Origin of the sequence: Acutalibacter caecimuris, assembly GCF_034335085.1 — a bacterium.
Classification (GTDB): Bacteria; Bacillota; Clostridia; order Oscillospirales; family Acutalibacteraceae; genus Acutalibacter; species Acutalibacter caecimuris.
Genome location: NZ_JAWXXJ010000001.1, coordinates 59,541 through 72,798 on the forward strand (window position 1 = coordinate 59,541; position 13,258 = coordinate 72,798).

Here is a 13,258-nt window from a genome sequence, read left to right on the forward strand (position 1 = left end):
CTGTAACATTCAAGGGGTCAATGTTACACCAATGTTACAGGCAATGTTACACGGTTTTCTCAAAGCCCCTTTGCACCCCGCAGTAGCCAAAGCGCATTGTTTTCTCCGCTTTCTGCCAGTCCGCACAGGCCTCAATGATGCCGTTGATCTCCGCCGTGTCAATGTAGCGGATGTCCTTTTGTTTGCCGTCCAGGGCCTCACACCACACCTCCAAGGCACACACCTTGTCACGGTCCACCAGCTTGAGGTCACCCTGCACAGCGCCCGCCCAGAACATCCGGCGGCGGTCCAGCGGCCACTTGGCCCAGTCGCTTGGCACCTGCTTTGCAAGGAAGTCCAGGACGATGCCCTCACGGGTGCTGACTTCCCGGTGCTCCTCCTGCTTGATCTTGGCGGCCTCCTCCAGTTCACCACGCAGGTATAGGGGCTCACCCAGCCGCCAGCGGACCACGGCCTCCGCCCATATCTGGTCTATCTCTCCCGCCAGATCAGCCCACACGCTCTTGGTCACAGGCTCAATGCCAACATCCACCGGCCAAAAGCGCCGGTTGCCGGTCCTGTCCTGCAAAAAGTCCTTGGTGTTGGTGGTGCCGAAAAAGACACAGCACCGTGGCAGCTCCTTGACGTGGCGGCCATAGGCGGCCCGAAAGCGGTCCGTGCGTAAACTCAAAAACTGCTTGATGCGGGCCACGTCCGTGCGCCGGAAAGCGTCAAGCTCTGATATTTCCACCAGCCACACGCCCTGCAAGAGCTCAGAGGCCTCTTTGCCCTCAAAGGTGCGGATGCTGTCGTTAAACCATCCCCGGCTCATCTTGTCCAGCAGGGTGCTCTTGCCAAGGCCCTGGGGCCCGGCCAAAATCAGCATATTGTCATACTTGCTGCCGGGCATCATGGCACGGGTCACGGCGGCGGTGAAAGCCTTGCGGGTCACCGCTCTGGTGTATGGGGTATCAGCGGCCCCCAGGTAGTCGATAAAAAGGGTGTCAAGCCTGGGCACGCCGTCCCACTGGAGGCCGCCCAAAAAGTCCTGTATCTCATTAAAAGCGTGGGCGGTGGAGTGGAGGGAGAGGGCCCCGTCAATCTTGCCGTTGCCGGTGATATGGTGGTATCGTTCCATGTACCAGTAAAGGCCCTCATTGTCATTGTCATCCCACAGGCGGCGCACCGTGCGGGTGTCCCAAGGCAGGGGCCCCAGGACCTCACCACGGCCCGCAAAGCGGTTGAGGGCAAACTTGCCCTTGAGCAGCGGGTCATGCTCCAGAATAATCCACACGTTGTCAATGGTGGCTTTTGGGAGCCCCGTCTGGGTGTTCAAGGCCAGCAGGGTCATCCAGTTGGCGGGGTCCTCATCATTGTCCCCGGCCACGCCCTCAAAGTCCTGCACGGCCTCCTGGTAGCGCTCCTGGCTCATGAGGGCGGCCACACCGGCGTCCTGCACGGCCAGCTCACACATGGCCACATAGGAGGGCAGGCGGTTGGTGGGCGTCCCCGGCTGGGCCTCATCGTCCTTGTCCCCAAAGCGATGCAGGCGCACAAGGTCAAAGGCGTTGACCAGCCGGTTGGAGCAGGGGTCCGTGGCGTGGTGGCTATACAGAAATTTGCCGTTGTCATAGACCACGGCCCCGCCGGTGGTGGAGCCGCCCAGGTAGGTGTAGCGGCCCGGCATATTGTCCACGGGCTCATACATTCCGGGGATGAGCTCATCCATGGCCCGGAAAACGTCATAGGTGCGGCAGAAAGCCCCCACCACGCCCTTTTTGCCCTCCGGGTCACCCTGCTTGACGGCCAGCTTGGGGAGGCTCACAGCGCCCGGCACTTGCGGCCAGAGGGCACAGTCACGCCAGTCCTCATATTTGGCCAGCAGGCCATTGGCGGAGATGAGGGGCCGGTCCTGCCAGAGATAAATATATTGGCTGTCAGCGCAGCAGGAGGGCCAGTACATGAGCCGGGACACCTCAAAGGTGGTGGGGTCCATGAGCTCCATGCCTATAAACTCCGCCGCTTTGCGGGCCAGGGGCTCATACTCGTCCGCTGACACGGTACGGTCAAGGGGCAGCAGGACCCGGAGCCGGGGGGCCGCCGGGCTGTGTTTCCGGGTGGAATAGATGCAATAGCCGCAGCCCAGGCCATCCACCCGGCGCAGTACGTCCTCCGTGCCGCCGGCGGGGATGTTGTCCAGGTCCAGGGTCAGGATGTCCCGCCCGGTCACGGCGTTGGCCTTGCGGCGGGGGCCGGAGAGGGTCCCCGCCATAAAGCCGCCCACGTCCTTGAGGTCATCCTGCTGGGCCTTTTTCATATTCAGATATTCCGCCAGGGGCTCCGTGCCTCTGGCCGGGGTCCGGAGCCGGGCCCACAGCTCAGAAATGAGCATGGTCTGGGGCGTCCAGTTCATGGCCCGCCGGTTGTTTCCGGCGGAGATTGTTATTTTGCGTTCATATTGCATGGCGGATGTGCTCCTTTTCCTGTTTACGGCATCCTCACAGCCCGGTCATCCCAGTATTCGGTGGCCCCCACCTTGCGGGGCCCGGTGCCATAGGCCTCAATCCAGTCCGGCAGGCTCTCATTGATGGCGTCAAAGGTCAGGCCCCACTCCCGGCACGCCTGCACGGCGGCCCGGAGCAGCAGGCCCTCCCGACAGGTCCAGAGGATGAGCCCGGCCCCGGCGGCCTGCCGCTCCTTGGCCTTGGCAATCACGGCCCAGTTAGGGGCTCCGATGTCAGGGAATTTGTTCACGCACAGGCAGCCGTCAAAGTCAATGGCGATGGCGTCCCTCATCGAAAACACCTCCCGGTCTTTTTGTCCCGGAGCTCAATGCGGGCCAGCAGCTCAAAGCCGCTCTCCGCTATGATATACTTGAGGACTTTGATGAGGAAATTGACCTTGCCATCCAGGGCCTCCTCCTCACGGACGATGGGCTTTAATGCGTGGTAGGCCGTGGGGTCCGGGTAGCCACTGGCGTTGAGAAAAGGGTTTTTGTTGTCAGGCATTTTGGGCCTCCTTGGCAGCTCTCTGGGCCCACTTCACGCCGGGGTCCTTATCAGTGAGGACCCGCCCGCTGGCGCACTTGACGCATTTGATGCGCCAGTGTCCGGCGTGGCGTTCAAAGTGGCCATAGCCGGGCGGGGTCCAGGCTCCGCAGCAGTAGCAGGTGCCGGGGTATTTGTTTCTTGCCATTTGGGTCACCTCTTTGCGATTTCTTCAAAAATAATGGTTTTGGGCAGGATGCCCTTGCACACATAGACGCTGCTGAACGGAGGATTTAGGGAGGGGGCGGGGTCCTCATAACTCTTGAAATAGGCCACCCGGCGGTTGAAATACATGATTTCAAAGTCGTGCGCTCTGAACATTTCAAACCGCCGCTGGCTTTCAAAGAGGCCCACCACCCCCACCAGCATGGCAAAGGGCTTGCCCAGGTCAAAAAGCCGCTCCAGCACCTCTCCCTTGAGGGAATAGGGTGGGTTGCTGATTATGTAGTCACAGGCCGGGGGCTCCGTGGAAAAGAAGTCCTTGCCGGTGGAGAGGTGCGTGGCGGTCACCTGGTAGCCAAACAAGCGGAAAATCCGCACGAAAAGGCTTTCCTCCGTGTCAAACGGGCACCATATAGAGACGGGCCGGTCTGAGTAAGGGGGGGGGGGAGATGTCGGAGCAGAGGGGTGATTGCATAGGCCGGGGTGTAAAACTCATCATTTTTGCTGTTGGCCACCTCCGCCACCTTAAAGCCGCTCACTTGCCCCTCCGGCAGCGTCCGGCGTCCTCATTAGGCACCCAGTCCTCCACCACGATGACCGGCTCACCGGGCCCCTTGTCACAGATAAAGTCACCCTCCCCGATGTAGACACAGTGGTCACACATCCGGGGCTTGTCCCGGTGCTGGTATTTCTTGCGTTTTTTCATGGTCTGCATCTTCTTTCTTAAAGCGTTCTTCAAGGTCAAAAACGCTATTTCTGGATGTAAATTTAATAGGTGAGATAGCCTGGAGCTTTCGCAGCTCCTCCCATAATTCTGGATAATTCCTCCAAAGGTCCCGCATTTCATCAAGGCGGGCATTGTGGCAAAACCAGCAGCCACTCCTTTTTTGCGTTTTGTATATGGGAGAAAGCAGGTAGTGCTCTTGGCACATTTTGAAAGCCATTTCCTCCGTGATGCCGAAGTCAGCCAGAGGGGCGGAGGCGTTATTGGTTTTCAGAACACGTTCCAACCGGGTGGGTTCGTCCGCTGCAATGCCCACATACTCATGCACCGTGTCAGGCAGGCCCCTCTCATAATCCCGTAACGGTTTCATCTTTAGCTCACTGTTGCACCACGGGCCAAGTCGCAACGGAAAGCCCCTCGGCTCTCCAATGTGCTTGCCTTTTGTGTTCGGTCTGGCAAGCCGCTCTTTATAATTGGTCTTTGCCCTCAGCACCGTCACCTTGAGGCCGTACACCAGCTCCAAGATGGGGACGGCCTTATTGTGGATAAAATCAGCGTGTTCCGGGTATTCGCCGCTTGTGGTGTCATCAAACATGACCTCACGATAGACCACCTCATCCAGCGGCAGGCCGTGCTCAATAATGGTGAGTATCATGGCCAGGCTATCCTTGCCGAAAGAGCATGATGCAATGTATTTCATGGGTGCCTCCCCGGCCCCACCACCGCTGCTGGCGGGGGGGGGCTTGTCATTTCATGGGTTTATGTCTTGCCGGGTACGTTTTTTCCGGCGGAAAAATCAATCCGCTCTAAAGCCGTGCTTGGCCAGGTAGCGCTCCGCCTGGGAATACTGGGTAAAGGTCCGGCTCTTGCGCCGCTGGCGGTCACGGCCCAGGACGATGGTGGAGCCAATGCCCTGGATGAGCCACTGGTCTTTGCCATTCTTGCGGATGGGGTTAAAATAGACCGCCTCGCCTTTGTCATTTATCATGCGCATGGCTCAAGCCTCCTTGGTGGTAAGTAAAAGAGCTTTTCTGTCACCTTGAATTGATTGCTTTTGTTGCGGTCCAGGGTGCGGGTAAAGGGGCGCTCCCAGACACAGACGATGCCGGGCGGGGCCTCCTGTTCACTGACAAAAACAGCGTGGCCGGTATCGGCCAGGAGCTGCATGGCCCTCCAAAATTCGGCGGTGTCAAAGACCTCTCCGCCGTAGCCGGTTGTGTTGTTATAGGGTGGGTCAGCGTAGATGACGGAGCCGGGCGGGATGCCCAGGTGGCGGTAGTCCCCACAGACAAACTCCGCATTTTGCAGGGTGGCCATGTCCTTGAGTAAAGAGCGCTTGCTTTGCAGGGCGTAGTTGGTGCCGGTGGCGTTTCTGGCGTAGCCTCCAAACCACTTGCCGCCAAAGCTGCACCCAAAGCCTACAAAACCGGCCAGCACGGGGTCCCAGTCCTTATGGGCCTTGATGAGCTGGTATTGGTCCGGGGTTATGAGCTCCGGCAGTTCGTAGCCGCTTTGAACGCCTCGCAGCATGGCGATGAGATAGGCGTGCTTGTCATTGAGTATCTTGCGGGAAAAGCCTTGCACCTTGCTCTCCACGGCGCAGGACCCACAAAACAGGCTGACAAAGCAAGCCCCCCCCGTGCGGAGATTAGCTGGGCAATTTGAGCGGATATGCGGGATTTCCCTCCCTGGTATCTCATTGGGTTCTCCCCCCCCCGTCAGGCTGATAATGCCAGCGATTGACCGGGCAATCCGGCTTTTTCCGCCCTGATACTGCAAGGTCAATCAATCCTTTCTAAAAGGTGTTTTAGGTCCACTGTTCCGCCATAGCGGTGGCGATGCCGGGGAAAGTTTTGGCCCGGTTTAGTGGGTCCCGCTCCCGGCGGCCTTGAAAGCGTCTGTAATTGCCGTGGGCATCTTTGCATCCGCCGTTTACCCAGGGGGTGACGCCCTCTGTGATGATTTTGGTGGGGGTCAGCGGCGGCAGGTTCTTGAGCCACAGGCAGGTCCGTTTTGTGTATGGGTGCCCAAACTGCCACGGTTGCACCGCCTGAGTATAGGGCGGCAGGCCCACGATTTTCATGGGGGTGGGATTTTCAACGGCGATTTTTTCACACTCAGCGGTCAGAAAGCGCATAAAGAAAGCCTTGGCCTCCATCGCCTTTGCATATCGCTCCGGGACGATTTCACCCTTTACCCGCATACGGACAGCGCTGGCATTGGTGAGGTAGGTGCACGGCGGAAAAGCAATAATCATGTCCCACCGGCCCAGTATGTAGTGCGGGGCTCCATCGCAGGTGTAGAAAAAGGCGTATCCGTCAAGCAAGGGGAGCACGTCCTGCTGGATGTGCCACTCTGGATGCCCGCCGGAGCAGGGGATGAGGTCACAGCTATATGCCTCATGGCCACGCTGCCGCAGAGCTATGGCAACGGCTTGGCTTTCTTCGCAGGCAACAAGGATTTTCATATGGCCTCCCTCAGCCCGCCGCCGCATGGGTAGCGGGGGGGGGCTTGTTCAATCAGTCTTTTCTAAAGAATTGCCCCACCCAGCCGTCTGCATTGAGGGGCAGGTCCGGGGCCCAGGAGATGGGCCGCCGCATAATGTCCACCACCGTCTGGAGCATGGTGTCCTCATCCGTCCAGGGGGCCACGTCAATGACTACCTCATCATGGACGTGGAACACCACCGGCAGCCCAGCGGCCTCCAGGCGCTCAATAGCATCCGCCAGACAGTCACGGGCAATGGCCTGGACGCAGTTCTCCACCAGCTTGCCGCCGTAGGTTTCGATGCGTTTCCAGCGCTTGGTCTTTTGGTCCATGCCCATGTAGGAGATGGAGGGCTTGCCCCACTGGTTTTCACCGATGCCGGGGGTGTTATAGTAGAGCTTGCGCCGGGAGGGGAGGGTGATGGTCATGCAATCCGTCCCCTGGTTGTAGTCGTACTCATGGGACAGGATGAGCCCGTTGAGGCCTATGGAGCCGCCCTGGGTGATGACCTGCACGGCGGCGTTGTCCATGGAATACCACAGGTCACGGATGCGCTTATTGGCCTCCCGCCAGCGGCCCACGATGTCCGGCAGGTCCTCCTCCGGGATGCCCATGTCCAGGGCCCCCATGTTGATGAGGGCCCCGGTGCTGCCCTGATAGCCCAGGGCCAGCTCCGCCACCTTGCCCTTTTGCCGCAGGGAATACTCGGGATTTCCCTTTTTGATGCGCTCAAGAGGGACGCCAAACATTTGGGAGGCGCTGGCCTCATAGATTTTGCCGTGGGTGCGGAACACCTCCAGCCGCCATTGCTCACCGGCCAGCCAGGAGATGACACGGGCCTCGATGGCCGAAAAGTCAGCGTCAATGAGGACGTGGCCCTCCGGGGCGATAAAAGCGGTGCGGATGAGCTGGCTGAGGGTATCAGGCACGGAGCCATAGACCGCCTTGAGGCCGCCCAGGTTGCGCTGGCGTACAAGGTCACGGGCAAGGGCCAGGGGCTCCGTATAGGTGCGGGGGAGGTTCTGGACCTGCACCAGCCGCCCCGCCCAGCGCCCCGTGCGGTTGGCCCCATAGAATTGGAGCAGCCCACGGACCCGCTTGTCCGGGCACACAGCGGCCTCTATGGCGTCATACTTCTTGGTGGAGGTCTTGCCCAGCTCCTGGCGGATTTCAAGCATCCTGGTCACCTGGGGGCTGTTGCTGTCCTTTTTCAGCAGGCGGGTCACGGTGTCCTTGCGCAAGTCCCCCAGTTCCTCCCCGGTTTCCTCTTGGAGCCATTTGGTAAGCTGGGTTACGCTGTTGGGGTTGTTGAGCCCAGACAGACGCACGGCCTCCGTCATGAGGTTCTGGCGCACGGTGTCCCCCAGGTAGAGGGCCCCGGCCACCATCTCCATGTCCACGGCCACGCCACGGGCATTGATGATGAGGTCCGTTTCCCATTGCTTTTGCACCCAGTCAGGGACGGGATAGGAGGCCAGCCGCCGGTCAATTTCCATTTCGGTGACAACATCCTGGCGGTTGTACTCCTTGAAAAGCTCCCATTTGGCGGGGTCATGCTGGGGCAGGTTGCGGGTGCGGCCACCATTGGCCTTGGAGGGGGCGCAGGGCGTACAGAAATAGCGGATGAGGGCCTTGCCGGTGTTCAGCTTGCGCTTGTCCTCCGGGAGCCCCAGGGCCCGCCCAGTGGCCTCCAGGCCCGCCGTATAGCCGCAGTAAAGGCCGTGGAACATGGTGCACCGCCATTGGTCCGGCGGCAGCCATCCCAGGAATTTGGACAGACAGCCCCACTCAAAGGGGGCGTTGTATGCGTGCTTGATAAACTCCGGGCTGGTGATGGCCTGGACCAGCCACGGGGGCAGGTACGCCCCCGTGGTCAGGTCTATTACCTCAACAGGTGCACCATCCAGGCTGTATGCGAAAAGCAGGATTTCAAAGTCCGGGCTGGAGATGTACTTTTGAGCCCCGGCCTTGGCAATCGGGACGCTGGAAAAGGTTTCAAGGTCAATGCTCAGATGGTGCATAGCGCCGTCCTTTCTTAATTACGGAAAGCCTCATCCTTGGTGTAGAGCTGCATGATGTTCTCCGTGTTGATGCCACGGGTTTCCAGCTCCTCCAGCATGGCCTTAAAAAGCGGCGTGCCGGTCACATAGGTGGTGAGCTCATCGGCGGAGAGGCTGGTCACGTTGCGGAGGGACAGCTTGCGGGTGTCCCCCTCGCCGGTGGGCGTCCACACCGTGGGGTCAGCGAAAGTGGCCCGCTCAATGTCATCCACAAGCATGGCCTGGACCCGTGCGGGCTTTTGCACCAGCATCTTGACCGTGTTGAGGAGGTGGGCCGTTTCCATCTCCTTAACCTCAATGGCCACGCCATAGGCCATGACCCAGATTTTTCCGTCAAACCTCGTTTTCATTGTGCGGTCCTCCTATTACATGGGCTGGCCGGTGATGGGGTTGACACCGCTGGCGGTGTTCCAGGGCGGCGTGGCGGCGGCAGGGCCGGGAGCGGGGGGCTGATAGGCCGGAGCGGCAGGGGCCGCCGGATTGACACCGTAGGCGGGAGCCGCCGGAGCCGTGGGGTTGACGCCGTAGGCGGGAGCGGCAGCAGGGGCGGCACCTACCCCGGCGAAGTCCACGGAGGCGGAGGCGCTACCCGCCAGGGCCTCACCGTCACGGGTTTTCATGACATTGCCCAGGCCGCAGCCGATGCCCTTATTGCCGCTGTTGGAGTAGCCGAAAAAGCGGATGGTGACACGGGCATACATCCCGCTGTAAATGTCAGAGGGGGCCAGCTCACAGTTGATGTTGTCGATGCCCACCACCTGGGGCTTGTTCTTGGTGGAGGCGGTCATGACCCAGTGGCCCTTGCACTCATCGCCAAAGGGCACCCCGGAGGGCCGCACGCCGTCCCCGTCATAGATGGGCACCCGGAGCTGGGGCGGGCGGGCCCCGTTCCACACCTTGGACAGCGCCTCATTGGCAGCGGCTTGGATGGCGGCGTCAATGTCCGCCTTGGTGGCCACGTCCGTCTTGGGGATGAGCAGGGTGACGCTGTACTTGGGCTCCCCGCCCTGCTGGGCGGCCCTGGGGGTGGTCAGGTTGCAGTAGGACAGGCGGCACTCGCCGGTCAGCACTTTCATGGGGTCGTTCTGATACATAGTCATTTACTCCTTTACATGATTTTCATTTTGAGTTTCGTATCATTCCAAAGAGCCTGGATTTTCACCCAGCGCTCATATTGGCGTTTGGCCTTTTTAACGGCCCTGGTGAGCTCATCATTGTGGGCCCGGATGGCGGCGTCCCGCTCGATGTCTTTCCGGGTCCGCCGCACGGTGGCACGCTTTTCGATCAGCCGCCACTCCTGCTGATAGCGCACAGAGGCGGCGGTCCAGGCCTGCTTGCTCTCCGGCACGATGTCCTCAAGGAAAAGCTCTGTGTCCCGGATGGCCTGCTCATTCTCCCGGTCATCCCAGAGCATAATGGTGAAAATCTTGTGGACGTTCTTGACGGGCAGGTCCAGGAGGCTGGGCAGGTAGATGGTGGCGTGAAAGCTGTCTTGGGAAAAGCTCACGGTGTCACGCATCGGAGGACACCCCGGAAAAGTCAGCGGCGGCGGGGTTGTACGCCTCCCGCTTGTCAGAGGCCTCCGCCAGTTTGGGCTTGCCGGGGGGTTTGATGACGTAGCCGCCCACCGCCTCCTCAAAGGGCTTTTTGCCCATCAATTTCTCAAGCTGGGCCAGGGTCAAGGGCTTGCGCTCATAGATGACAGCCTCATCATAGCCCGCCTCCATGATGGCCTTGAGGGCGGCGTCCTGGTCCGTAAAGGCCCGGTCACTCCGCCCGGCCACCAGTTTCCAGCCGGGGATGGGCTTGCCGTTCAGCAGGGCCGTGGTGGCGTATTCCTCCAGGTCCTTGTACCACTGGACCAGGAGCCTGCCCCGGACCAGCAGGTCACCGATTTCCTCATCCGTGAGGAGGCCGGGGGCCTCCATCCCGCTGGCCTTGGCGGCCTCCATAGATTGCAGCTCCTCCGGGGAGAGGGAGCCCGCCGGGACACACCCGGCAAAGTCCTCCAGGGCGGTGTTGACACCGGCACGGGCCCGACACTGGGCCTTGCCCCGGCAAAACCGGCAATGGTCACCGGGGACAAACTCCCCCAGGCCGGAAAAGGCCTTTTGTGCGGTGGGCTTGATGCTTTCTCCCCAGGCCCGCAGTTCCTCCACCGTGATGGTGTCCGTGGTGTAGCTGTCAAGGCGGGGCTGGTCAATACTCATACGGACCTTTTTGATGGCATCCCCGAAAATGGGGGCATAGCGCTTGAGGGCACCCAGGGCATAAAGCCGCATCTGGGGGTTGCCCTCAGCGGACACGGGGACGCCCTTGCCGTGCTTGTAGTCGGTGATGCAAAGGGTATCTCCCCCAATCATCACACAGTCACAGGTGCCAAAGCCCTCCGGCACATAGTCCGCAAAGTCCACCTTGACCTCAGCGGCCACGGTGGGGGAGCTGTTGTAGGTCATGGCCTGCTCCAGCAGGTGCTCCAGGTAGAGGTCCGTGGTCTTGTCCATCTCCGGGTCATAGCGGGCCTCTTTCTTGAGCTTGTTGAGCCGGGTGTTATAGGTGCGGTTGGTCATGATGGTAAACTTCTTGAGGACCTTGAGCTCCGCAATGGCGTGGGCCAGGCGGCCCTCCTCCGCATAGTCGCTGGTGCTCTCCGGCAGCCCCTCCTCAAAGCGGGGGGCCGCCGTGCACGCCAGCCAGCGGGAGGCGGATGATGCGGAAAGCAAAGCGTGTTTCTCAGGGGGCATGGGGCACCTCCTAAATCTGAGCGCCCAGAGCTCGCAGCTCCGTGGCAAAGACGCCATACTGGGCGGGCTGGAGCTGGGTGATGGCCTGGACGCCGTACTTGGTCAGCAGGGCCAGCAGGGGCTCCATCTTCCCGGCGTCTACCAGGGCGGCCCCGGCCTTGGAGATTTGGTCCAGGGTGTAGGTGGGGGCACCGGCCACCGGCATGACAGGAGCGGCAGTCTGAGGAGCCGGAGCGGGCGCAGGAGCGGGGGGCGTAACAGGGGCCGCCGGAGCGGGCATCTGGGGCGGAACAGCCGCCGGAGCGGGCATCTGGGGCCGGGGAGCGTCAGGGGTCAGGATGTTGGGGTCCACCGTCATGGCAGCGGCCAGCTTTTCAACGGCAGCCACCAGGGCCGGGGCCTCCACATTGATGGTCATGGACAGGTTACTCATCTTGTAAATCCTCCTTGTTTTCAGATTGACAGTCACAGGGCTCACAGGGGTCAAGGTGGGCCCCGCAATAGGGGCAGGTGGTATAATAGGGCATAGGTCAGTCCTCCAAAATGCTTGTCCAGTGTTCCAGGGCGGTCATGACCTTGCGGGTGTAGTCCGTTTGGTAGACACCGGCGTCCCAGAGCTTTTGGGCACCGCTGGGGCCGCAGTTGTAGGCCATCAAGGCTCGCTCCGTGTCCCCGTAGCGGTCAAGGTAGCCGCCGATGATGTAGACGCCAGCCTCAATATTTCCGGCATGGGTCAGCGGGTCCATGCCCAGGCCTTGGAGCCATTCATGATTACATTGGTTTATCTGCATGAGGCCATAGTCACTGGTGGGGCTTGTGGCGTCCGGGTCAAAGTGGGTTTCCACCTCAGCGATGGCCAGCGCCAGGGCATAGGGCACGCCGTAGCGCTCACATTGGTCCTGCATGATTTCCTGGAGGTCATAGGCCAGGAGCCGCCCGTCACTCACAATGTCATCCCGGTGCCTCACCAGCTCCGGCGTTTCAGCCGGAGCGGTGGGCGGTGGGGTGCTGGTGGGCTCCGGGGCAGACGTGGCCACGGTCACCGGGGGCTTGTCCGCCAGCAGGGCGTCAAAGATAAAGTTTAAGGTGAGGGCGGAAACGGTGAGGGCCAGGATGATGGCCAGAGCGATGGCGGCGCAGGCCATGACGATGGGCCAGGGGTTGCGCCGGGGCTTGTCCCACGGGTCCTGGGCGGTCCTCATTTGTCCACCCGGCGGAAAAGCTCCTCTATGAGCTCCCGGTTGCTGTACCCCTCCAGCGGGTTGCTGTCATCCTCCACCGCAAAATCGGAGGGAATGAGGAAAGCGGGGCGGGAGCCGTGGGTGCCGGAGCAGCTGACGCCGTTGAGGCTGCCGTTGGAGTTCAAGACCCAGGCGTGGTCATCATCCACGCAGGGCGTGGACCAGGGGGTCACGGACCACTCCCAGCTCTCCGGGTTGGGCAAGATGCCGTGGTACTTGCGCAGCTCATCCAAGGTGAGCGGGGCCACCTTGCACTCCACGGTCCCGTACTCCTTGGAGCCGTTGAGGGCGGTGAGGTCCACCGTGCGGGTGATGACCTCCTCCGGGTGCCCCTGGGTGATGCTGTCCAGGAAAGCGCCGTTGAGGTGCACCCGGAGGGCGTTGTCCTCATCCTTGAAGTTGTTGGTCTTGCCAAAGGACTGCTCAATCTGCTCGGCCACGGCCAGCAGGGTGCCCTCCTTGCGGTGCTCCAGGACGATGCAGGGCTCCCCACGATAGAGGACAGTCTTGCCGGGGGCGATGCTTGAGACGGGGACTTTCATGTTGTGTTCTCCTCCTTAGTTGTTCTGGTCCAGGGTGTCATCCTCCTCAGCGCCGGGGGTGTTGATCTCGATGAGGTTTTCAGCCTGGATGATGATTTCAGAGACGATCTGGCGGATGGGGAGGCCGGTCTTAAAGCTCAACCGGCGGACCACCCGCTCCGCCTCCGGGGTGAGCCGGACGGCTCCGATGCACTCCCCCTGGGGCGTGCGTGCGTTCAGAATGATGGGCTTGACAGGGGGCATGGTCTGATTTCCTCCTTGGTTAGAAGTTT

The 13,258-nt window shown here is 60.9% G+C and carries 19 protein-coding genes and 1 pseudogene; all 20 read right to left on the reverse strand.

Features of this window, described 5'->3' with window-relative positions; genetic code table 11:
• Nucleotides 1-46: 46 nt before the first annotated feature.
• Complete coding sequence (locus tag U8U01_RS00370) at nt 47-1,708, reverse strand: virulence-associated E family protein (protein WP_496196404.1); 1,662 nt, start codon at nt 1,706-1,708, stop codon at nt 47-49.
• A 120-nt stretch (nt 1,709-1,828) separates the two neighbouring features.
• Nucleotides 1,829-2,446, reverse strand: a pseudogene (locus tag U8U01_RS17615) (virulence-associated E family protein); the annotation flags it as partial.
• 20 nt (nt 2,447-2,466) lie between these two features.
• A complete protein-coding gene (locus U8U01_RS00375; RefSeq protein WP_322168718.1) occupies nt 2,467-2,775 on the reverse strand; it encodes a hypothetical protein in 309 nt (102 codons plus the stop codon).
• Complete coding sequence (locus U8U01_RS00380; RefSeq protein WP_322168721.1) at nt 2,772-2,987, reverse strand: hypothetical protein; 216 nt, start codon at nt 2,985-2,987, stop codon at nt 2,772-2,774. Before U8U01_RS00380 ends, U8U01_RS00375 begins: the two co-directional genes overlap by 4 nt.
• Nucleotides 2,980-3,174, reverse strand: a complete 195-nt coding sequence (locus tag U8U01_RS00385; RefSeq protein ID WP_322168724.1) for a hypothetical protein — start codon at nt 3,172-3,174, stop codon at nt 2,980-2,982. The genes U8U01_RS00380 and U8U01_RS00385 overlap by 8 nt, the downstream gene beginning before the upstream one ends.
• A gap of 5 nt (nt 3,175-3,179) precedes the next feature.
• Nucleotides 3,180-3,566: a sugar-phospahte nucleotidyltransferase gene (locus tag U8U01_RS00390; RefSeq protein ID WP_322168727.1), complete on the reverse strand. Its 387-nt coding sequence runs from the start codon at nt 3,564-3,566 to the stop codon at nt 3,180-3,182.
• Nucleotides 3,567-3,723: 157 nt separating this feature from the next.
• A complete protein-coding gene (locus tag U8U01_RS00395) occupies nt 3,724-3,852 on the reverse strand; it encodes a hypothetical protein (RefSeq protein WP_322168729.1) in 129 nt (42 codons plus the stop codon).
• Nucleotides 3,845-4,612, reverse strand: a complete 768-nt coding sequence (locus U8U01_RS00400) for an adenine nucleotide alpha hydrolase family protein (RefSeq protein ID WP_322168731.1) — start codon at nt 4,610-4,612, stop codon at nt 3,845-3,847. Before U8U01_RS00400 ends, U8U01_RS00395 begins: the two co-directional genes overlap by 8 nt.
• A 96-nt stretch (nt 4,613-4,708) precedes the next feature.
• Complete coding sequence (locus U8U01_RS00405) at nt 4,709-4,906, reverse strand: hypothetical protein (protein WP_322168734.1); 198 nt, start codon at nt 4,904-4,906, stop codon at nt 4,709-4,711.
• Nucleotides 4,897-5,697, reverse strand: coding sequence for a DNA adenine methylase (locus tag U8U01_RS00410; protein ID WP_322168737.1), 801 nt, complete (start codon nt 5,695-5,697; stop codon nt 4,897-4,899). Before U8U01_RS00410 ends, U8U01_RS00405 begins: the two co-directional genes overlap by 10 nt.
• A gap of 22 nt (nt 5,698-5,719) precedes the next feature.
• Complete coding sequence (locus U8U01_RS00415) at nt 5,720-6,379, reverse strand: DNA cytosine methyltransferase (protein ID WP_322168740.1); 660 nt, start codon at nt 6,377-6,379, stop codon at nt 5,720-5,722.
• 52 nt (nt 6,380-6,431) lie between these two features.
• Nucleotides 6,432-8,420: a DNA polymerase gene (locus tag U8U01_RS00420; protein ID WP_322168743.1), complete on the reverse strand. Its 1,989-nt coding sequence runs from the start codon at nt 8,418-8,420 to the stop codon at nt 6,432-6,434.
• A gap of 14 nt (nt 8,421-8,434) precedes the next feature.
• The gene (locus tag U8U01_RS00425; RefSeq protein WP_160233005.1) at nt 8,435-8,809 is read right to left on the reverse strand and encodes a hypothetical protein; all 375 of its coding nucleotides are present in this window, start codon (nt 8,807-8,809) and stop codon (nt 8,435-8,437) included.
• Between the two features lie 15 nt (nt 8,810-8,824).
• Nucleotides 8,825-9,553: a DUF2815 family protein gene (locus U8U01_RS00430; protein ID WP_322168746.1), complete on the reverse strand. Its 729-nt coding sequence runs from the start codon at nt 9,551-9,553 to the stop codon at nt 8,825-8,827.
• A gap of 14 nt (nt 9,554-9,567) precedes the next feature.
• Nucleotides 9,568-9,978, reverse strand: coding sequence for a hypothetical protein (locus tag U8U01_RS00435; RefSeq protein ID WP_160233004.1), 411 nt, complete (start codon nt 9,976-9,978; stop codon nt 9,568-9,570).
• Nucleotides 9,971-11,203 carry a DUF2800 domain-containing protein gene (locus U8U01_RS00440; RefSeq protein WP_322168749.1) on the reverse strand — a complete coding sequence of 411 codons (1,233 nt, stop codon included), beginning with the start codon at nt 11,201-11,203 and terminating at the stop codon, nt 9,971-9,973. The genes U8U01_RS00435 and U8U01_RS00440 overlap by 8 nt, the downstream gene beginning before the upstream one ends.
• 10 nt (nt 11,204-11,213) lie before the next feature.
• Complete coding sequence (locus U8U01_RS00445; protein WP_322168752.1) at nt 11,214-11,636, reverse strand: hypothetical protein; 423 nt, start codon at nt 11,634-11,636, stop codon at nt 11,214-11,216.
• Between the two features lie 97 nt (nt 11,637-11,733).
• Entirely contained in the window at nt 11,734-12,405 is a 672-nt protein-coding gene (locus U8U01_RS00450) for a transglycosylase SLT domain-containing protein (RefSeq protein ID WP_160233256.1), read from the reverse strand.
• Nucleotides 12,402-12,986, reverse strand: coding sequence for a hypothetical protein (locus tag U8U01_RS00455; protein ID WP_322168756.1), 585 nt, complete (start codon nt 12,984-12,986; stop codon nt 12,402-12,404). The genes U8U01_RS00450 and U8U01_RS00455 overlap by 4 nt, the downstream gene beginning before the upstream one ends.
• A 15-nt stretch (nt 12,987-13,001) precedes the next feature.
• The gene (locus U8U01_RS00460) at nt 13,002-13,229 is read right to left on the reverse strand and encodes a hypothetical protein (RefSeq protein WP_322168759.1); all 228 of its coding nucleotides are present in this window, start codon (nt 13,227-13,229) and stop codon (nt 13,002-13,004) included.
• Between the last annotated feature and the right edge of the window lie 29 nt (nt 13,230-13,258).

What these genes read in the sequence shown, in the direction of transcription:
- U8U01_RS00385 (WP_322168724.1), bottom strand. Translation starts at nt 3,174, where the DNA reads ATGGCAAGAAACAAATACCCCGGCACCTGCTACTGCTGCGGAGCCTGG.
- U8U01_RS00460 (WP_322168759.1), bottom strand. Translation starts at nt 13,229, where the DNA reads ATGCCCCCTGTCAAGCCCATCATTCTGAACGCACGCACGCCCCAGGGG.
- U8U01_RS00420 (WP_322168743.1), bottom strand. Translation starts at nt 8,420, where the DNA reads ATGCACCATCTGAGCATTGACCTTGAAACCTTTTCCAGCGTCCCGATT.
- U8U01_RS00380 (WP_322168721.1), bottom strand. Translation starts at nt 2,987, where the DNA reads ATGCCTGACAACAAAAACCCTTTTCTCAACGCCAGTGGCTACCCGGAC.
- U8U01_RS00430 (WP_322168746.1), bottom strand. Translation starts at nt 9,553, where the DNA reads ATGTATCAGAACGACCCCATGAAAGTGCTGACCGGCGAGTGCCGCCTG.
- U8U01_RS00395 (WP_322168729.1), bottom strand. Translation starts at nt 3,852, where the DNA reads ATGTGTGACCACTGTGTCTACATCGGGGAGGGTGACTTTATCTGTGAC.
- U8U01_RS00455 (WP_322168756.1), bottom strand. Translation starts at nt 12,986, where the DNA reads ATGAAAGTCCCCGTCTCAAGCATCGCCCCCGGCAAGACTGTCCTCTAT.
- U8U01_RS00400 (WP_322168731.1), bottom strand. Translation starts at nt 4,612, where the DNA reads ATGAAATACATTGCATCATGCTCTTTCGGCAAGGATAGCCTGGCCATG.
- U8U01_RS00440 (WP_322168749.1), bottom strand. Translation starts at nt 11,203, where the DNA reads ATGCCCCCTGAGAAACACGCTTTGCTTTCCGCATCATCCGCCTCCCGC.
- U8U01_RS00450 (WP_160233256.1), bottom strand. Translation starts at nt 12,405, where the DNA reads ATGAGGACCGCCCAGGACCCGTGGGACAAGCCCCGGCGCAACCCCTGG.
- U8U01_RS00415 (WP_322168740.1), bottom strand. Translation starts at nt 6,379, where the DNA reads ATGAAAATCCTTGTTGCCTGCGAAGAAAGCCAAGCCGTTGCCATAGCT.
- U8U01_RS00425 (WP_160233005.1), bottom strand. Translation starts at nt 8,809, where the DNA reads ATGAAAACGAGGTTTGACGGAAAAATCTGGGTCATGGCCTATGGCGTG.
- U8U01_RS00445 (WP_322168752.1), bottom strand. Translation starts at nt 11,636, where the DNA reads ATGAGTAACCTGTCCATGACCATCAATGTGGAGGCCCCGGCCCTGGTG.
- U8U01_RS00405 (WP_322168734.1), bottom strand. Translation starts at nt 4,906, where the DNA reads ATGCGCATGATAAATGACAAAGGCGAGGCGGTCTATTTTAACCCCATC.
- U8U01_RS00435 (WP_160233004.1), bottom strand. Translation starts at nt 9,978, where the DNA reads ATGCGTGACACCGTGAGCTTTTCCCAAGACAGCTTTCACGCCACCATC.
- U8U01_RS00370 (WP_496196404.1), bottom strand. Translation starts at nt 1,708, where the DNA reads ATGGATGAGCTCATCCCCGGAATGTATGAGCCCGTGGACAATATGCCG.
- U8U01_RS00375 (WP_322168718.1), bottom strand. Translation starts at nt 2,775, where the DNA reads ATGAGGGACGCCATCGCCATTGACTTTGACGGCTGCCTGTGCGTGAAC.